This window comes from Pseudomonas sp. BGI-2 (genome assembly GCF_004310295.1).
GTDB lineage: Bacteria > Pseudomonadota > Gammaproteobacteria > Pseudomonadales > Pseudomonadaceae > Aquipseudomonas.
Genome location: NZ_SISB01000008.1, coordinates 89,484 through 109,015 on the forward strand (window position 1 = coordinate 89,484; position 19,532 = coordinate 109,015).

The 19,532-nt window shown below is 59.4% G+C and carries 11 protein-coding genes; 9 read left to right on the forward strand and 2 right to left on the reverse strand.

The window, feature by feature from the left end; all coding sequences use genetic code 11:
- Positions 1–72: 72 nt before the first annotated feature.
- Both EYC95_RS07935 and EYC95_RS07940 read right to left on the reverse strand, forming a co-directional pair.
- Positions 73–1,254 (reverse strand): acetyl-CoA C-acyltransferase family protein, encoded by a 1,182-nt coding sequence (locus tag EYC95_RS07935; RefSeq protein ID WP_131059859.1) that lies wholly within the window; start codon positions 1,252–1,254, stop codon positions 73–75.
- Positions 1,251–2,033, reverse strand: a complete 783-nt coding sequence (locus EYC95_RS07940; protein WP_131059860.1) for an enoyl-CoA hydratase — start codon at positions 2,031–2,033, stop codon at positions 1,251–1,253. Before EYC95_RS07940 ends, EYC95_RS07935 begins: the two co-directional genes overlap by 4 nt.
- Positions 2,034–2,262: 229 nt before the next feature.
- Between EYC95_RS07940 and EYC95_RS07945 the strand changes: the two genes are divergently transcribed.
- The 9 genes from EYC95_RS07945 (at position 2,263) to EYC95_RS07985 (ending at position 19,518) form a co-directional block, all read left to right on the forward strand.
- Entirely contained in the window at positions 2,263–3,366 is a 1,104-nt protein-coding gene (locus EYC95_RS07945) for a polyamine ABC transporter substrate-binding protein (protein WP_131059861.1), read from the forward strand.
- A 31-nt stretch (positions 3,367–3,397) separates the two neighbouring features.
- A complete protein-coding gene (locus EYC95_RS07950; protein ID WP_131059862.1) occupies positions 3,398–4,816 on the forward strand; it encodes an aminotransferase in 1,419 nt (472 codons plus the stop codon).
- Between the two features lie 53 nt (positions 4,817–4,869).
- Positions 4,870–5,706 (forward strand): helix-turn-helix transcriptional regulator, encoded by an 837-nt coding sequence (locus EYC95_RS07955; protein ID WP_371928409.1) that lies wholly within the window; start codon positions 4,870–4,872, stop codon positions 5,704–5,706.
- Positions 5,707–6,304: 598 nt separating this feature from the next.
- On the forward strand, positions 6,305–6,667 hold the full coding sequence (locus EYC95_RS07960) for a DUF6124 family protein (RefSeq protein ID WP_131059864.1): 363 nt from the start codon (positions 6,305–6,307) through the stop codon (positions 6,665–6,667).
- A 493-nt stretch (positions 6,668–7,160) separates the two neighbouring features.
- Positions 7,161–8,573 carry a TolC family outer membrane protein gene (locus EYC95_RS07965; protein ID WP_131059865.1) on the forward strand — a complete coding sequence of 471 codons (1,413 nt, stop codon included), beginning with the start codon at positions 7,161–7,163 and terminating at the stop codon, positions 8,571–8,573.
- A gap of 133 nt (positions 8,574–8,706) precedes the next feature.
- On the forward strand, positions 8,707–10,845 hold the full coding sequence (locus EYC95_RS07970) for a type I secretion system permease/ATPase (RefSeq protein WP_131059866.1): 2,139 nt from the start codon (positions 8,707–8,709) through the stop codon (positions 10,843–10,845).
- 96 nt (positions 10,846–10,941) lie between these two features.
- Positions 10,942–12,357, forward strand: a complete 1,416-nt coding sequence (locus tag EYC95_RS07975; RefSeq protein WP_131059867.1) for an HlyD family type I secretion periplasmic adaptor subunit — start codon at positions 10,942–10,944, stop codon at positions 12,355–12,357.
- A 77-nt stretch (positions 12,358–12,434) separates the two neighbouring features.
- Complete coding sequence (locus EYC95_RS07980; RefSeq protein WP_131059868.1) at positions 12,435–12,911, forward strand: hypothetical protein; 477 nt, start codon at positions 12,435–12,437, stop codon at positions 12,909–12,911.
- A gap of 226 nt (positions 12,912–13,137) precedes the next feature.
- Positions 13,138–19,518: a S8 family serine peptidase gene (locus tag EYC95_RS07985; RefSeq protein WP_256656916.1), complete on the forward strand. Its 6,381-nt coding sequence runs from the start codon at positions 13,138–13,140 to the stop codon at positions 19,516–19,518.
- Positions 19,519–19,532 lie beyond the last annotated feature (14 nt).

Consider the following 19,532-nt stretch of genomic DNA (forward strand, 5'->3'; position numbering starts at 1 on the left):
GTCGAGAAAATTCTTGACTGACATACCGAAATCGCGAGCAAGCTCCCACATTTGATTACTGTCGCTCTAACCTCAAACCCGCTCAAAAATCGCCGCAATCCCCTGCCCACCACCAATGCACATGGTCACCAGCGCATATCGGCCGTTGACGCGGTGCAATTCGTGGATAGCTTTGGTGGCAATCATTGCCCCTGTCGCGCCCACTGGGTGACCGAGGGAAATGCCCGAGCCGTTCGGGTTGACCTTGGCCGGGTCGAGATCCAGTTCCTGGCTGACCGCGCAGGCCTGGGCGGCGAAGGCGATGTTGGCTTCGATCACGTCCATATCAGCGGTCGTCAGGCCTGCGCGTTTGAGTGCCAGGCGGGTGGCGGGAATCGGGCCCAGGCCCATCAGTTCTGGTTCTACACCGGCGTGGGCGTAGCTGACCAGGCGGGCGAGCGGGCGCAGGTTGTTGGCCTGAACTGCCTTGCCGGTGGCCATGACCAGTGCCGCGGCACCGTCGTTCAGGCCCGAGGCATTTCCGGCAGTGACCGAACCGTCCTTCTTGAACGCCGGCTTCATCTGCGCGAGTTGTTCAATCGAGGTGGAACGAGGATGTTCGTCGATGCTGAACAGCGTTGTTTCCTTGCGATCGCGGATTTCGACCGCAGCAATCTGCTCACTGAAGTAGCCATTGGCGATCGCGAACGCCGCGCGTTTTTGATCTTCCAGGGCGAGGGCGTCCTGCATGTCGCGGGTGATGCCGTTGCGCAGGGCGACGTTCTCGGCGGTGATGCCCATGTGGATACCGTGGAACGGGTCATGCAGGATGCCCAGCATGTAGTCGATGGCCTGAACGTTGCCCATGCGTGCACCCCAACGGGCGGACGGCATCAGGTACGGGCCGCGGCTCATGGATTCGGCACCAGCGCCGATCGCGATCTCGGCGTCGCCGAGCATCAAGGTCTGGGCCGCGCTGATAATGGCTTGCAGGCCGGAACCGCAGAGGCGGTTGACGTTGTAGGCGGGTGTTTCTTTCGGGATGCCGGCGTTCATCGCGGCGACCCGGGAAATGTACGCATCGCGGGTTTCGGTCGGGATCACATTGCCCATCACCAGATGGCCGATTTGCGCCGGGTCCACGCCGGAGCGCTCCAGGGCTGCCTTGACGGCCGTGGTCGCCAGATCGGCCAGCGGGACATCTTTGAGCGAGCCCCCAAAGGAGCCGATGGCGGTGCGTGCGGCGCTGACAACAAATACGTCTGGGGTGTTCATGAAGGCGTTCCTGTAGAGGGGTTCTTTTCGGTGCTGCGATTAAGGAGTGCGTTCAACGCCGCCTGCGCTTCAGGGGTTTTCAGGCGCTTGATGAACAGCAAATTTTCTTGGCGAAGGGTGGCTTGCAGTTCCGGCATCGACGTCTGTTTGAGCAATTGCCGGGATTGACGCAGGGCTTCCTGGGGGAGCGCCAGCAGTCGACGCGCCATGTGCTCGGCGGCCGCCAGGCACTGTGGTCCGTCGTCGAATAGTTCGTTGGCCAACCCGCACGCGACGGCAGCGGCACCGTCCAGGCTGTCGCCCCAAAGCAGCAAGCGCGCTGCCCGGGCATGGCCGAGCAGGCGCGGCAGCAGCAGACTGGCGCCAAACTCCGGGCACAGGCCCAGGTTCACGAACGGCGTGCGCAACCGGGCATTGCGGGTGACCAGCACCTGATCGCAATGCAGAAGCAGGGTGGTGCCAATTCCGATGGCCGCTCCGCATACGGCCGCGATCAACGGTTTTTGCAGGTGGATGACCACGCGCATCAGGCGAAACGCCGGGCTGTCCAGATCGGTCGGCGGATGCTGGAGAAAATCCGCCAGGTCGTTACCGCTGGTAAAGCACGAGGCTCCGCCCGTGAGAATGATCACGCCGGTTTCAGCGTCTTCATCAGCGGCCAGCAACTGGTCGGCCAGCTGCGTGTACATGCTGTTGTTCAGCGCGTTGAGTTTGTCGGGGCGGTCAAAGGTGAGCGTCAGGACGCCTTCATTTCGTTCTTGTTTGATCAGGTCGTTCATGTACGTGCCCTGGGTGATCTGTATGTGGGGCACTCTAAGCGCGGGACCGGCGCTGGATCTATGACAAAACAAGTCAACGAAACTGCTGCTTTTTGCCATGTCGGGCAGTCACGAGCGCCGCAAACCGGCTCACACACCCATTCGGGGTATGGTGCCGTTGGCTGAATCGCTCAATAGTGGATTCATCCGCTCATCCAGATCGGAACTCGCTTGATAAGGTGAATTTGCTATGCGCAAGGCCTTCTTGGTGATGCTTGGTGCGTTAGTTTTACCGCTGTCGGTAGGCGTCCACGGCGCCGAAGTGGACGATAACAACACGCTGCGGCTGTATAACTGGGCGGATTACATCGGCGAAAAAACCATTGCCGACTTTCAGAAAGCCACGGGCATCAAGGTTATTTACGACACCTTTGATGCCTATGAAACGGTTCAGGCCAAGTTGCTCACCGGCCACTCCGGGTATGACCTGGTGGTGTTGAACGCCTCCCTCGCGCCCCCGCTGATCAAAGCCAAAGTGTTCCAGCCACTCGATAAAAAGTTGCTGCCAGGCTGGACCAACCTTGACCCGAAAGTCTTGCAGGACTTGCAGGGGTTTGATGCCGGCACACTGTACTCGGCACCCTATACCTGGGGCAGCAACGGCATTACTTACAACGTCGACAAAATCCTGGAACGCATGCCGGATGCGCCGATTGGCTCGTTGGCGATGATCTTCGATCCGAAAATCGTCGCGCGTTTTGCTGATTGCGGCGTGACCCTGGTCGATGCGCCCACTGAAGTCATTCCACTGGCCCTGAAGTACCTGGGACGAGACCCCAGAAGCGCAGCGCCCGAAGATCTTAAAGCCGCTCAGGATTTGCTCTTGTCGGTCCGGCCCTACATCCGCAAGTTCGACTCGGTCAACTACCTGACCAGCCTGCCCAATGGCGATGTGTGCATGGCCATGACCTGGTCGGGCGATTACGCGACCGCCATGGCCCGCGCCGAAGAGGCCAAGTTGAAAATCAAACTGGCCTATTTCATTCCCAAGGAAGGTTCGCTGATCTGGTTCGACAACTTGTACATCCCCGCCGATGCGCCGCACGTGGCCAACGCACACAAGTTCCTGGATTACTTGATGCAGCCACAAGTGATGGCGGACGTGACTGACTACATTCATTACGCCAACAGCAATGCGGCGGCCACGCCGTTGGTGCACGCCGATGTGCGCAACAACCCGGCGATTTATCCCGATGACGAAACTCGCCAGCGGCTGTTTCCGCAGAAAACCCAGGATGCAAAAGACATGCGCGCCATGACCCGCGTCTGGAGCACGGTGAAGAGCGGAATTTGATCGTTTAATTTTTCGGTTTGAGGTTCTTTGTATGGCAACTCCAACTAAGAAAACAGTGTCCGACGTTGATAATGCCCAATTGGTCAAAGCCGACAAAGCGCACTACATGCACGGCTATCACATGTTCGACGAACACGCCGAACAGGGCTCCCTGAACATTGTTGCCGGTGACGGCGCCTATATTTACGACACCCAGGGCAATCGTTTTCTGGATGCTGTCGGCGGCATGTGGTGCACGAACATCGGTTTGGGCCGAGAGGAGATGGCACTTGCGATTGCCGACCAGGTCCGTCAACTGGCGTACTCGAACCCGTTTTCCGACATGTCCAACAACGTCGCCATCCAGTTGTGCGAGAAACTCGCCAGCCTGGCTCCCGGCGATCTCGATCATGTGTTCCTGACGACCGGCGGTTCCACTGCCGTGGACACCGCGTACCGGTTGATTCAGTACTATCAGAACTGCCGCGGCAAACCGGAAAAGAAGCACGTCATCGCCCGTTTCAACGCGTATCACGGCTCCACCACGCTGACGATGTCGATCGGCAACAAGGCCGCCGACCGTGTGCCGGAGTTCGATTACGCCAACGACAAGATTCACCACGTCTCCAACCCCAACCCTTACCGGGCGCCGGATGGCATGGACGAGGCGCAGTTTCTCGAGTTTCTGATCAAGGAGTTCGAAGACAAGATTCTGTCCATTGGCGCGGACAAAGTGGCGGGCTTTTTTGCCGAGCCGATCATGGGCTCCGGCGGGGTGATTATTCCGCCCAAGGGTTATCTGAAACGCATGTGGGAAGTCTGCCAGCGCTACGACATTCTGTTTGTCGCTGATGAAGTGGTGACGTCGTTCGGGCGCTTGGGCAAATTCTTCGCTTCGTATGAAGTGTTCGACGTTCAGCCGGACATCATTACCACGGCCAAGGGACTGACATCGGCTTACTTGCCATTGGGCGCCTGCATCTTTTCCGACCGCATCTGGAAAGTCATCGCCGAGCCCGGCAAGGGCCGCTGCTTTACCCACGGCTTCACCTACAGCGGCCACCCGGTCTGCTGCACGGCGGCTTTGAAGAACATTGAAATCATCGAGCGGGAAAACCTGCTGGAGCATGTCGATGTCGTCGGCGCTTATCTGGAACAGCGTTTGGCGACACTCAGCGACTTGCCGTTAGTGGGCGATGTGCGCTGCCAGAAGTTCATGGCCTGCGTGGAATTCGTCGCCGATAAACGTACCAAGGCGTTGTTCGCCGACGAGATCAACATTGGCGAAATGATTCATTCCCGGGCGCAGACCCGAGGGTTGCTGGTGCGGCCGATCATGCACCTCAATGTCATGTCACCGCCGCTGATCCTGTCGTGTGCGCAGGTGGATGAAATCGTCGAGATCCTGCGGGTGTGCATTCTCGAAGTGGCGGGCGAACTTGAGCAAAACGGCCAGTACTTCGGCCAATGAGTTCGTCGAGTCCGCGGTTACCAGGTGCCGGCTCACCGGCTAGACTGCGGGGCATGAGCAAACCAAACGACGACACCTTGATCGCCTTGCCCTTCGGCGCCTTGCATAAGTGGCACGGCGAGATGCGCCAGGCATTCGCCCACATCGATGAGCCCGACGCGCTGCACTTTCTTGCGTCGGCCTTCGGGCATCTGGTGTCCATCGAGTCGGTGATGATCAGCCTGGAGCACAAGGACCGCCCGCCACAGCTGTTGTATCAGCGTGGCATACCGGAAAAGTACCGGGAGTCGATCATCGACCGCTATTTTTCCGGCGGCTACTTGCTCGACCCGTTTTGCCTGGCGGTGGAGCAGGGGCTGGCCGAAGGGTTCTATCACCTGGAGGACATTGCCCCGGACAACTTCTTCGACAGTGAGTACTACAAGACTTACTACTTGAAGGCCGGGAGTTCGGAAGACAGTTTTTATATTGTCGATACCGGCAATGACACCCAGGTGTCGGTGAGCCTGTTTCAAGGCTTTGGCGGGGAAGGTCTGCGGGTGGAACAGCTGAATCTGCTGCGGGCGGTTGAGCCGCTGGTGCGGGAATTCATCTGCGAGTTTGGACGCCGGGGTTTACAGCACAGCGCTGTCAATCAAGGCGTGCGCGATGATCTCAAGCAACGCGTGCAGTCCGCCTTCGAGCAGTTCGGCTGCGACTTGCTGACCGAGCGCGAGCGGGAAGTGGCGCACATGGTGCTCCGGGGTCACTCCGTGAAGTCCACGGCCAGCCTGATGAGCATCTCGCCAGAGACGGTGCGCATGCACCGCAAGAATCTTTATCTGAAGTTGAATATCGGTTCACAGTCGGAGTTGTTTGCGCTGTTTATCGAGTGGTTGCGCAAGCACTGATCAGCAATTTCCAACCCTCCAAAAACCCTGTGGGAGCGAGCCTGCTCGCGATGCAGGCAACTCGGTATCACTCAGGAACCGAGGTGATGCTATCGCGAGCAGGCTCACTCCCACAGGATCCTCAGCGAACACAAATTTTGTGCACGACGCAAATCAAAATGTAGGAGTGAGCCTGCTCGCGAAAGCGGAGTGTCATTCAGTATTTAAGTGGGCTGACACAACGCCTTCGCGAGCAGGCTCGCTCCCACAAAAAAGCGCTCGTGTTTAAAAGTGTTTAGCGTTACTTCCTGAAAGCTACAGCGCCTTGCGCCGTTGCCTACGACTACGCCAGAATCCGCCGGCTTGTGCGCTTCGGCCCCCCTCGGTAACTTGATCCCCGTCACTGATTCCCAGTGATCGGGTTTAGTAGCCCGAGGTACGAAGCATGCACAGGCGTCTGTCAGACAGGTATTTCCATGCCTGTACCTGATGGTGGCTGTGCGTAGGGCGCCCTCGGGCGCGCCGGCTTTGTCTTCGTTCCCCGGTCTACTAACCTGCGTACAGCCGCCACCCTTCGTATTAGTAGCGAGGCGTGGCTGCCCACAAGGAACGAATCAATATGTGCAAAGTTACTCCAAACCCGCCAGACACTGATCCGGCATCCCCCTACGAATCACTCGATTCCAAAAAGCTCCACGAAGCCGCCGAACGCGCCCTCGATCACTACCTCAACCCGGCCGCTCTCAAAATCCCGGTCGCCCGCAAACCGAGCACCATGTTCATGGTCGCCCCCGATATCAAAGATGAAGACCTGTTGGCTCACACCTGTGAGTCGTTAGCCTCGGCGAGTGTGATGGCGAGTGAATTCGCGGGGTATCTGCAAGGCCCGCATCGGCATACGGCGATGGCCATTCAGCAGATCATCATGCTCGCAGAGCTGGCAGCGAATCGGATGCTGGATAACGTCGAAATACCCAAGTAGCCGCAGCAAAATCGCGCCATCGTTATTCCCGAGCAAACCTGCTTCCATGTTCAGACTTGAGGGGGGCTCGCGTGACAGCAGGGTCAGGCGTTTATCGCGCCTGGCCCTGCATCGAATTCTGTCAGGCTAAGAATTCAGGGTTGCCGGGCAACATAGAATCTCCCACAGGTTTGCACTTTGATTGACCGGCTCAGACTGCGGATGGCCCTTGAATCCCATGGAACTCCAACGGATGGACGTGATGCACCCAGTGCTCGCTTTATTTGCCGGTAGAGATCACCAAGGTGCCGGCCAGGTTCGGCTGTCCTCGCGAACACCTCGATCTGGAAATACGGGCGATCCGGCGTAGAACAATGCACTGACATAGCAGTCTTTTTTACCGATGGTGGCCAGTAGCTACATTTCTGCCTTGTTACGACGCGAGGCCAAGCGTAGGATGCGCGCCCTGATCAGCATGGCTGAATCGTTTTACCGCAACTCGACATGGATTGTTATGACTGCCCCCTCCCGTTTTTTTGCTCCGCTGTTCTCCCTCTCGCTAATGACGCTCCCTGTGCTGGCCGACGCCAGTTCCGATCGTGCCGATTTGCTTGGGGTTTACCGTCAGGCGGTTGAGCACGACGCGCAGCTGTCGGCGGCGCGGCATGATTACCTGGCCCGGCGCGAAAGTGTTCCGCAAGCCCGGGCCGGTTTATTGCCAACGCTCAACGCGGGCAGCACGGTGGAGTCGGTGCGTCTGCAACGTGATGAGCCAGGCCTCACACGCTCGCGCAGTACCGCGGTATTTCAAGCCAGTCTCAACCAGCCGCTGTTTCGTGCCGATCGCTGGTTTCAACTCGAAGCGGCTCACGCCAGTACCGCACAAGCCGAGCTGGAATTGGGCGCCAAGGAACAAGGGCTGGTGCTGACAACCGCCCAGGCCTATTTCGAAACCTTGCGTGCGCTGGATTTGCTGGCGGCGTCCAAAGCCGAGGAAGCGGCGCTCAAGCGCCAGCAGCAACAGGCTCAGGCGCGTCTGCAGAATGGCGCCTCGAGCATCACCGATGTGCTCGACGCGCAGGCCGCTTTTGACAACGCCGGTGCCAATCGAAAACTTGCCGAGCGCAAGGTTGATGATGCGTATGAAGGGTTGTCCCGTCTGACGCGCCAGGCGTACTCGTCAATCGAAGGCATTGCGCACCAGTTACCGGTGGAGCTTCCGGCCCCCAACGATGCCAATGAGTGGGTGAGCCATGCGGTACGGCAGAACCTTGCCTTGCAAGCCAGCAATTACGCGGTGATCGCCGCCGAGCAAACCCATCGGCAGCGCAAGGCTGGTTATGCACCGACCGTCGACGCGGTGGCGTCGTGGCGCAAGGGCGACAACGACAGCTTTGGCTACAGCAACCCGACGGACTTCGGCCGGGATGGCTACCGGGGCAATGTGGCCCAGGGCAGCATCGGCGTGGAGTTGAACATTCCGTTGTACAGCGGAGGCATGACCCGTTCGCAAGTGCGCGAAGCGACCGAGCGCCTGGCACAAAGTGAAGACGAGCGCGAAGACCGGCGCCGCGAAGTGGTGCAGAACACCCGCAACTTCTACCGCGCGGTCAACTCCGATATCGAACAGGTGATGGCCCGCCGACAGACCATTCGCTCCGGCCAGGCCTCGGTGAAGGCCAACCAGGTAGGCCGTGACCTGGGCTCGCGGAACACCGCTGATGTGCTCAACGCCCAGCGCCAGTTGTACAGCGCGGTGCGTGAATACAACAACGCGCGCTACGACTACATCATCGACACGCTCAAACTTAAACAGGCGGCGGGGACATTGAGCCCCACCGACCTGACCGATCTGGCGATGTACCTGACCAAAGACTACGACGCCGATCGCGATTTCCTGCCGCCCGAGGAGCGCAGAGCACTTTGATTGCTGATTCATACAGGTGAGAGAAAGAAATCTCATGCGGTGATGTCACATTGATACTAATTGTTTCAAGATTGATATAACCTGTTGAAAGATTGATGAATTTTTTGCCGTCATTCGGCATGCATGGACGCTTATGAGCAATGAAGGAAGGGGCGCTGAGTCGCCCATGGCAGACACAGGTCTCGTGTGTCTGGTGATGCTGGCCCGGTTTCATTCGGTGGCAGCCTCTGCCGAGCAATTGGCCCACGAGTTCGCCCCCGCGCAACAGCCGTTCACGTCACGTGAACTGCTGCTCGCCGCACGTAAGCTGGGGCTCAAGGCCAAATCGGTCAACACCACCATCGCCCGTCTGGACCGCACGCCGCTACCGGCGATTGCGACAAATAGCGACGGCACGTTTTTCATCATTGCCAAGCTGGATCAAGGCAAGGCACTGATTCAGGATCCGCGTGCGGAGCGCCCTGAAGTCATCACCTTCGAAGACCTGGCGGCGCGCTGGACCGGCGAACTTTTGCTGGTGCGTTCTGAGTCTGGCCTGCCGGGTGAAACCTCGCGATTTGACTTCACCTGGTTCATTCCGGCCATCGTCAAATACCGCAAGTTGCTCGGCGAAGTGTTGCTGGTGTCCTTTGCCTTGCAGCTGTTTGCGTTGGTCACGCCGTTGTTTTTCCAGGTGGTGATGGACAAGGTCCTGGTGCATCACGGCCTGACCACCCTCGACGTGATCGCCGCCGGGTTGTTGGGCATCATGCTGTTCGAGTCCGCGCTCAGCGGGTTGCGCAGCTACGTGTTTGCCCATACCGCGAGCCGTATCGACGTGGAACTGGGCTCGCGCTTGTTCCGGCATCTGATCAACCTGCCATTGGCTTATTTCCAGGCGCGGCGCGTCGGTGATTCGGTGGCCCGGGTGCGTGAGCTGGAGAACATTCGCAGCTTCCTCACCGGCAATGCCATCACCTTGTTGCTGGACGTGCTGTTCTCCGTGGTGTTCGTTTTGGTGATGTTTTACTACAGCGGTTGGCTGACCCTGATCGTGCTGCTGTCGTTGCCCTTGTACGTGCTGGTCTCGCTATTCGTCACCCCTCTGTTGCGTGCCCGGTTGCAGGACAGCTTCACCCGGGGCGCGGAGAATCAGGCGTTTCTGGTGGAGACCGTGAACGGCATCGATACCGTGAAATCCATGGCCGTCGAGCCTCAGGCCATCCGCAAGTGGGACAACCAGATGGCGGCCTATGTCGCCGCCGGTTTCAAGACCCAGACCTTGTCGACCATCGCCAATGAAAGCGTGTCGTTGATCGGCAAACTGGTCACGGTCGCGACCCTGTGGCTGGGCGCTCGATTGGTCATCGACGGCCAACTGTCGGTGGGCGAACTGATTGCCTTCAACATGCTCGCCGGTCGTGTCAGCGGCCCGATCATGCGCCTGGCCCAGTTGTGGACCAGCTTCCAGCAAACCGGCGTTTCGGTGCAGCGTCTGGGCGACATCCTCAACACCCGCACCGAACTGTCCCAGGCCACGCGCAGTGCGTTGCCGCCGCTGCGGGGGCAGATCGAATTCGACCAGGTGCATTTCCGTTATCGCGCCGATGGCTCGGAAGTCCTGCGTGGGGTCAGCCTGCAGATCGCGGCCGGTGAGGTCATTGGTGTCGTGGGGCGTTCCGGCTCCGGTAAAAGCACCCTGACGCGACTGCTTCAGCGCTTGTACGTGCCCGAGCGCGGCCGGGTGCTGGTCGATGGCATGGACCTGGCCCTGGCTGACGTTTCCTCCCTGCGCCGACAGATCGGCGTGGTATTGCAGGACAACATGCTGTTCAACCGCAGCATCCGCGAAAACATCGCCCTGAGCGATCCGGGCGCGCCGCTCGAAGCGGTGATGCACGCGGCCACCATGGCCGGCGCACATGAGTTCATTCTGGAACTGCCCGAAGGCTACGACACCATGGTCGGCGAGCACGGCACCTCACTTTCTGGCGGTCAACGTCAACGGGTGGCCATCGCCCGTGCCTTGATCGGCAACCCGCGAATTCTGATTTTCGACGAGGCCACCAGCGCCCTGGACTACGAGTCCGAGCGGATCATTCAGCAAAACATGCAGAGCATTTGCGCGGGTCGCACGGTGATCATCATCGCGCACCGGTTGTCGGCGGTGCGCGATGCGAATCGCATTCTGGTGGTCGATCGCGGGCAAATCGTCGAGCAGGGCAGTCATGCCGAATTGCTCGCCCATCAAGCCGGCCACTATTCGCGACTGCACCGTATGCAACAGGGCTGAGCAGCCTTTCAGATAGTTCGTTATTGATCTGTCCACCGCGCCTCATGTCAGGCGCGACGGCAGTCACCGTATTCCGGATTCAAGGATCGATTTCCCATGAGCGCAACGCCTTCGTTAATGCAGCGTTACCGTCACGCGTGGCGCGAGTCCTGGCGCCAGCGCAAACAGATGGACAGCGTTCAGCGCCTGCCCCATGAGGCGCAGTTTCTCCCTGCCGCGCTGGAGTTGCAGGACACCCCCGTGCACCCGGCGCCAAGGATCTTCGTCTGGAGCATCATGGCTTTTGCGGTGTTGGCGCTGCTTTGGGCCTGTGTTGGCAAGATCGAAGTGGTCGCCGTGGCTTCGGGCAAGATCGTGCCCAGTGGCAAGACCAAGCTGATTCAATCCAGTGAAACGGCGGTGGTCAGGGCGATTCATGTCAGCGACGGTCAGGCAGTGAAAGTCGGCGAGTTGCTGGTCGAACTCGACCCGACAGCCGCCGACGCCGACGTCAGACGGATTCAAAGCGACCTGCTCGCCGCCAGAATCGACGGCGCCCGCAGTGCGGCAATGCTCGATGCGATCAATCAGCAGAAACCACCGGCATCGCTGATCGGCGCAATCACCGACGCCGATCCGCAACAGGTGCTCAGCGCCCAGCGCTGGCTGCAAGGGCAGTACCAGGAATACCGCAGCAGCCTGGAATTGGTCGACGCGGAAATCCTCCAGCGCAACGCCGAAATTCAGTCCGCCCGGGCCCAGGTGGCCAGCCTTCGGCAAACCGTGCCGATTGCCACGCAACTGGCCGAGGACTATCAGCGTTTGCTCGCGCAGCAATACGTTGCCCGGCACGAATACCTGGAAAAAGAACAGGCGCGCCTCGACCTGCAACGCCAATTGAGCGTGCAGCAGGCCAGCGTCCTGCAATCCACCGCCGCGCAAGGCGAAGCGCGGCGTCGGCGCGAAGGCGTGGTCGCGCAAAATCGCCGCGCCATGCTCGACCTGCAACAACAAGCCAATCAAAAAGCCGCCAGCCTGGTCGAGGAACTGGCCAAGGCCCGCTACCAGGAAACCCTCACCAGCCTCACTGCGCCGGTGGACGGCACCGTCCAGCAACTGGCGATCCACACCGTCGGCGGAGTCGTCACCCCGGCCCAGCCTTTGATGGTCATCGTGCCCACCGACCAACCGGTCGAAGTGGAAGCCATGCTGGAAAACAAAGACGTCGGCTTCGTCCGCGCCGGCCAACCGGTCACGGTCAAGGTCGAAACGTTCACCTTCACCAAATACGGCACCGTCGCCGGTGAAGTCCTCAGCGTCTCCAACGACGCCATCGACGATGAAAAACGCGGGCCGATCTACAGCAGCCGCATCCGCCTGAAAACCGACCATTTGATGATCAACGGCCAACGCGTGGCGCTGTCACCGGGGATGTCGGTGACGGCGGAAGTGAAGACTGATCAGCGACGGGTGATTGAGTACTTCTTGAGTCCGTTGCAACAGCATATGGATGAGAGTTTGCGCGAGCGTTGAGGGTTGTACGGATTCGGGTGAGAAAGAGTCAGGATTGAAACGATAAATCCATCAATGTCTATGAAGTCGGAAATATTATGAAATTCAAGGTGGGTCATTTGAGCATTGCTCGTGGGTTGAAATTGATACTGGTGGTGGTGGGGGCTCTGACGATTCTGAAATATGGCGCCATAACCCTGTTATCGCTTAGTCCTGATTCCGATGATGATGTGACGAAGATGGCTTATCTGTCTCCAAACGGAAAGTACACCGCTGTTCATGTCACGCGTGCAGGGGGGGGCGCGATAGCGCCGTTTTGCTCGGACACGGTTTTTGTTTTTAACAGCCTGCAGACTACTGATGAAGTTATTGCTCACCCTGAGTACCAGGTTTATTCAGCTGAGTGTGATGTTTTTTTTGACCACGAAGCCTCACCGACAGTGAAGTGGGATTCAGACAGTGTTCTTCAAATCGATTTTGCAATTGGTGCAACCCGGATCGTGAGCCGAGACGTCAAGCTGCGCGCCTCGGACGCCTCTGGAAAGATACAGGTCAGGTTTTCTGCCTATCGCTAGAAATGGAATTTTCAAGTTTCCTCTTGAACGTACAAGAGGATTTTTAAAGTAAGGAAAGCAAGTGGCTAAACTGACGTTGATGCAGGGGCAATTTGGCAAGGACAGTTTTTCTGTACAAACCAAAGATGGAACACTCGTTGCAGCAAAATGGCTGAATGACGGGCTTGGCAGTTATGTTATGGATCCCCAGACCGATCAGCCGTTCATGGTGCCGGCGGATTATGATATGAAAGCCTCGATCGAACACTTCAAGAAAGTCAGGGAGGACTATGATGCGTCCTCTCTCAGCTTTCGGAACAGCCTCTACAGCGATATTTATGAGACCTTCAGGCAAAGTGGCGTGGGGGATCTTCAACGCTCTTATAACGGTGCTTCGCACACGACAGGTGCCGGCTTCGTTCCCAGCTTCACAAATGCCGCCTCTTTCAACTTCGGATTGATTTCAACCGTGTTGGGGCTGACCGAAACGGAAATTATTGGTGGAGGCGGTCTCTATAACCTATACAAGTCCTTCCGCGCCGGTGGTCAAAATATCAAGACTGAAGGCGAGTGGTGGAACAACGAGCCCAATGTCATTTCAATAAAAACCGGGATGTCGATTATTCATCCGGATCGTGACGGGCAACCGCTCATTGATCAGGGCGGACCGGCGTGGACCCCGCCAGCAAACCTGCTGAATATCGAAATCAACCCCGATCCGCAGGCGAGCCATCAGGTACAGCTCGAGAACCAGCGAACACGGGACGCCGCTAACGGCTACATCGATAATGCTGCGACACACAAAATCTTCACCCTCGACGGGATTCTCAACAAAACCGATTTCACCTCCACCCAAATGGCCAGCTTGGCCTCGGGCGGTATTCGGCCGGGTGAAATGCAGCTCGACCCCAACGCTCGCCCCAACACTTACCTGTCGCAGTTCTACCCGACCCCGAGCGCGACCAAGCCGGATTTCAGCCTGCGCAGTGCGGTTACCCTGAACGGTTTGTCGGCAATGTCGACGTTCAATACCTACGTCGACCCGCTGTTGCTGGACCTGACCGGCAATGGCGTGCACATGACCGACATTCGCGACGGCGTGCTATTTGATACCGACCACAGTGGCACGCTCAAACGCAGCGGCTGGGCGGATCGCACCACAGGCATGCTGGTGATTGACGATGGCACTGCCCAGGTCAAAGACGTCAGCCAGATGTTCTCCGAGTATTACGGTGGCAACGTCGGTGTCAACGGCGCGGCGGGCGAGGCGAAGTTCAAGGACGGTTTCGCGGCGTTGGCCAGTGAAGACGCGAACAAGGATGGCGTGATCGATCAGCACGATCCGCTCTGGAGCAAATTGCGCGTCTGGGTTGACGGCACGCATGACGCCAAAGTCGATGGCGGTGAACTCAAGACGCTGGCCGAACTGGGCATCACCCAGATCAATGTCCGTGCGGCGGCGTCCCCTCAAACCGAGATGCGTGACGGTAACAAGGTGCTCGCCACCGGTTCGTTCACGATGAATGGCAAGAGCCAGGAAGCATTGGCGGTGGATTTTCTGGGGGATCCGGTCAGCAATATCGTGACCAGCCAAGGCACTGGCACGAGGGTGACCTCGACTACCAGCGGCGCCAACACTCGCACCACCAGCGCTTACGCCAGCCAGAGCACAATGGGTGAAACGCTGGATGCGGCCAAACTGGGCGTGAACAATCTGTACGGCGGTAGCGGCGATGACACATTGATTGCTGCGCCGGATGGTAGCTGGCTTGTCGGCGGTGCTGGCAGCAACGCCTACATCGGCGGTCAGGGCGATGACGTTTTTGTCATCAGCGCTTCGGACGATACAAGAAACATTCGTGGCAATGGCGGCCGTGATACAGCCATTATCGTCGGCACCAAAGACGTCTTCCTGAACATGGCCGGCGCGGGGCTTACCATCGCCGAAGGTGGCGGCGGCAACGACGTCATTATGAGCGGCGGCACCGGCAGCGCGTTCATCAAGGGCGGTTCGGGCAACTCGACGCTGGTGGGCGGCTCGGGCAACGACGTTCTGGTCGGCGGCACCGGCCACAACACCATCATTGGCGGCAGCGGCAAAGCGGTGATTTATGCCGGGCCCCAGGGCGACACCATTTATGCCTCCGAAGCCGGCAGCATCATCCATGCCGGTGGCGGCGCCGATAAAATCTTCGGCGGTGCCGGTAACGACATCATCGAAGTCGGCCACGGCAACGCGACCATCGACGGTGACGGCGGGATCAACCTGGTCACGCTGCACGGCACCCATGGCGACTACCGCATCACCCGCACCGCGAACGGTTATGAAGTGGCCGACAAGGTTGCCGGGCGTGACGGCACGGTGACGCTGACCAATATCCAGAAGCTCAACTTCTCGGACATTTCCGCCGTTGACCTGCTCACCCCCAACGCGATGCCGGTGGCGGATGTGCTCACGCTCGACAAGGCCGGCAAGGCCTTTGATCGCACCCAGGTGCATCTGATCAGTGCCGAAAGCCTGTTGGCCAACGATCAGCGCCTCAACAGTCAGGGCGTGCTGCATATTGCCAACATCGGTGACGCGGTCGGCGGCACAGTCAGCCTCACTGCCCAGGGCGATGTGTTGTTTACCCCGGATGCGCATTACACCGGTCTGATCAGCTTCAAATACGGTGTGGCCGATGCGGCAGGCAATCTGTCAGCGTCGGTGGTGGACTTGGGCAGCGGCCAGACGGCACCGATGCGTGCCGGTGTGACCCTGCTGACTCCAGAGGTGCCACTTGATCCTTTGGCGGCTCAGGAATGGTATCTGAGTGACACTAACGTGCTGCCGGTCTGGAAGGACTACACCGGCAAAGGCGTGCGCATCGGTCAGTTCGAGCCGGGAGGCCAGTTCGCCACCGCGCCGGAAATCTTTGATGTCGCGCACCCTGACCTGGCACCGAATATCGATCAGGCCTGGCTGCAAACGCAAAAGACCAACGGCACCTTGCCGGGGCTGGTGTCCAACCACGCGACGATGGTGGCGGGTGTGATGGTCGGCGCGAAGAACGGCATCGGCGGCGTGGGCGTGGCCTACGACGCGAAACTCGGAGGCTACTACCTGGCCGGCAAGGGTGATGACCTGGCGGGACTGGGGCATATGGTCAGCTTCGACATTGCCAACAACAGCTGGGGCTTCACCAATGACTTCGCCCTCAGCAGTTATCAGGACGGCCACTTCACCACGGCCACGGCGCTGAGCATGAATGCGCAGTACGCGGCGAGTAACGGTCGTGGCGGCCTGGGTACGATCATCGTTGCAGCGGGCGGCAATAGCCGTGCTACCGGTGGCAATGCCCAGGGTTCGCTGACCAACAACAATCGCTTCTCGGTGGAAGTGGGTGCGATCAACGCACAGGGCGATTTGTCGACCTTGCAGATTGGCTCTTCGCCATTTTCCAATCCGGGTGCGAGCCTTCTGGTTTCGGCACCGGGCAGCAATGTCGTGTCCACCAGCCACATGCTGGAAACCGACCGCGGCTCCACGTTCGGCAACGATTACTCCAGCATGCAAGGCACCAGTTTTGCCGCGCCGATTGTCTCCGGGATCGTAGCGTTGATGCTCGAAGCCAACCCGAACCTGGGTTATCGAGATGTGCAGCAGATCCTCGCGTTGTCGGCGCGCAAGATCAACGACCCGTCCACCCAATGGAGCGATAACGCTGCCCACGGCTGGAACGGCGGTGGCATGCACACCAGCAATGACTACGGTTTTGGTGAGGTCGATGCACGGGCCGCCGTGCGCTTGTCCGAAGCCTGGATGACCCAGAGTACCGGCGCCAACGAGTACGTCTACAGCGCCTCCAGCGGTGCGCTCGGCAAGCCATTGGCAGCGGGCGCGACGCTGACATCGTCCATCGCGATGCAGGCCGGTTTGAATGTCGAGCACGTCGAAATCGACTTTGATGCCCAGGTCGGGCGTCTTGGCGATCTGACGCTCAAGCTGATTTCCCCCGATGGCACGCAAAGCGTGTTGCTCAACCGTCAGGGCAAAGTCCCGGATGGCATGCCGGGCGCCAGTGCCACCGACGTCGGCAGCACGCAGTCCGGGTCGTTCAAGTACACCTTCATGTCGACCCACGACTTCGGTGAGCGTTCGGCGGGTAACTGGACCTTGCAAGTGACCGATTCGGCTTCCGGTCTGCCGGTCACACTCACTACTTGGTCGTTGCGTTTGTACGGCAGCAAAACCACGGCGGACGACACCTATTTCTACACCGATGAATACCTCAAGTCAGTGGTCGGGCAGGCTAATCGCGCGGTGCTGGACGACGCGGTCAATGGTGGGGCGGGCGGGCGCAATACCCTCAATGCGGCGGCTGTTTCGGGGGATACCTCGGTCAACTTGCTGACCGGTGTCGCCAGCATCGGCGGCGCGGCGTTGACGGTTAAAAATCCGTCGGGCATTCAGAACATCGTCACCGGCGATGGCAACGACACACTGGTCGCCGGCATGGCCGATGCCTTGCTTGATGGCGGGCGTGGCAACAACTCGCTGGTGGGCGGCGCGGGCAAGGACTTCTTTGTGGTCCATCGCCGTGAAGCGGGCAGCGATACCCTTAGCAACTTCGAGGCCGGTCGTGGCGAAATCGTCGATCTGGTGGGCTTTGCCAGGAAGGCATTCGCTGATCTGGTGCTGACGCAGCAGGGCGCGGACGTCAAGGTCGACCTGGGCAAGGGCCAGAGCCTTATCCTGAAGAACCAAGTGCTTGCCGGTCTCAGTGCGGCGAACTTCAAGTTCCAGGACACCTTTGTCGCGCCGACGCCTTACGTCAACAGCGACGCGTCGGCGGTCAAGCCGCAGGAGGGGCTGGGCACCGTGGTACTTAACGGTGGCAGCAAAGGCGTGATGTACAGCAGCGATGCCCAGGGCAAACCGCTGGCTTCGCTCAACGGCACGATCTACAGCCATGACAGCGCGACCTCGGACGTGTTCGTGGTGGCGGCCCAGTCCGGCGTCAAGGATTACAACAACGCCTTGCGCGGGTTCCGTCACGGCATCGACAAGATCGACTTGCGCCAGACCGGCGTCACCGACTTCAGTCAGTTGATCATCGAGCACAAGAACCGCGCGACCTTCAATGGCCTGACGCAGATTCACGGGGTGTACGTGACGCGCATCGGTGCCCAGGGCAGCGATGCGAATACCAACCTGCTGTATCTGGATGCGCTGGATGTGGCGCAGATCAGTGCGACGGATTTCCTCTACGCCGACCCGGCACCGGCGGTGGTGCCAACGGTCGGACCGGTGCCGCCGGTGACCGGGCAGCCGACGGTCACGGTGCCGGGAACGCTGACGCCGATTGTCGAGCGCCCTGGCGTCGACAAACCTTCGGTGGTCACGCCGCTGCCTCCCATTGACCTGCACCCGACCATCAGCGTCCCGACGATTGATCCGGTGCTGCGACCTTCGGTCACGATTCCGGACTTTACGCTGCCGGAGACCAAGACGATTGAGCAGATCCTGGCGGAACGCGGTGTCGACCTGAATCCGAAAGTGTCGGAGCACAAAACCTTTGAACAGATCATGGCCGAGCGTGACGCGAACCGGGGTGCGACGACGCTGCCCGAGCGCAAAACCATCGAGCAGATTCTGGCCGAACGCGGCGTCGGTTCCCTGGAACCATCGAAAGTACCGGATATCGGCCCGGTCGGTCGTGATGTGGGGGACCGTACGCCGATTGATATTCCGAGACCACGGCCGTTTGTCTTCACGGATATCCCTACGGTCGATATCGCTCATCGTGACCTTAATATCCCGACTCGCCGACCGGTCACCGTTCCAGACGTCGTGAGTGCGCAAGATCCGCGCCTGAAGATCGATGACATCTGGGGCGCCGGGCAAACGGTGGACACTACGTTTGCGTCAATCCGGGACAGAATCCGCGGCGGTTCAACACCTTCGACAGCGGACCCTCTGCCGGCGGCCACCGACCCCAACGTCATGACGGTCAAAGGCTTCTTCGCCGATGTCACGCTGGGCGACGAGAGCAAGACCATCAACGTCGAAGCCTCGAATGCCAAAGTGCTTGCCGGCAACGGTGACAACAAGGTGAACGTGACGGGCCGCAGGGGCAATATCACCCTGGGCAATGGCAATAACGTTGTGAACGGTGACGTCGACAAGCTCACCGTCGGCCATGGCAACAACACCATTACCGACTCCGGGTCTTTCGCCAAGGTGAAACTGGGGGATGGCAATAACAAGGTGCTGGTCAGCGGCAACATGCCGACGGTGGAAGTCGGGCACGGGGTCAACGACCTCGAGTTCCGCGGCGGGATGGGCGAGTTGGTATTCGGCAAGGACATCAGCCCCGATCATCTGTGGTTCCAGCACAAAGGGCAGGATCTGCAGATATCGGTCATCGGCAGCAAGCAAGAGGTCACGCTGCACAACTGGTATGCCGATGCCCCTGAACGTCCACGGGACATCATGGCCGGCGACAGTCATCGGTTGATGGACCGTGATGTCGAGAACCTGGTTCAGGCGATGGCGGCGTTTGCGCCGGCGGCACCGGCGACCATGACCTTCGGCGCTGCCGAGCAACAGGCGTTGCAACCGGTATTGGCAGCCAATTGGAGGTAATCACCACGCAGTAG

Coding starts and splice junctions, on each gene's coding strand:
- EYC95_RS07935 (WP_131059859.1), bottom strand. CDS start 1,254: ATGAACACCCCAGACGTATTTGTTGTCAGCGCCGCACGCACCGCCATC.
- EYC95_RS07940 (WP_131059860.1), bottom strand. CDS start 2,033: ATGAACGACCTGATCAAACAAGAACGAAATGAAGGCGTCCTGACGCTC.
- EYC95_RS07945 (WP_131059861.1), top strand. CDS start 2,263: ATGCGCAAGGCCTTCTTGGTGATGCTTGGTGCGTTAGTTTTACCGCTG.
- EYC95_RS07950 (WP_131059862.1), top strand. CDS start 3,398: ATGGCAACTCCAACTAAGAAAACAGTGTCCGACGTTGATAATGCCCAA.
- EYC95_RS07955 (WP_371928409.1), top strand. CDS start 4,870: ATGAGCAAACCAAACGACGACACCTTGATCGCCTTGCCCTTCGGCGCC.
- EYC95_RS07960 (WP_131059864.1), top strand. CDS start 6,305: ATGTGCAAAGTTACTCCAAACCCGCCAGACACTGATCCGGCATCCCCC.
- EYC95_RS07965 (WP_131059865.1), top strand. CDS start 7,161: ATGACTGCCCCCTCCCGTTTTTTTGCTCCGCTGTTCTCCCTCTCGCTA.
- EYC95_RS07970 (WP_131059866.1), top strand. CDS start 8,707: ATGAGCAATGAAGGAAGGGGCGCTGAGTCGCCCATGGCAGACACAGGT.
- EYC95_RS07975 (WP_131059867.1), top strand. CDS start 10,942: ATGAGCGCAACGCCTTCGTTAATGCAGCGTTACCGTCACGCGTGGCGC.
- EYC95_RS07980 (WP_131059868.1), top strand. CDS start 12,435: ATGAAATTCAAGGTGGGTCATTTGAGCATTGCTCGTGGGTTGAAATTG.
- EYC95_RS07985 (WP_256656916.1), top strand. CDS start 13,138: ATGAAAGCCTCGATCGAACACTTCAAGAAAGTCAGGGAGGACTATGAT.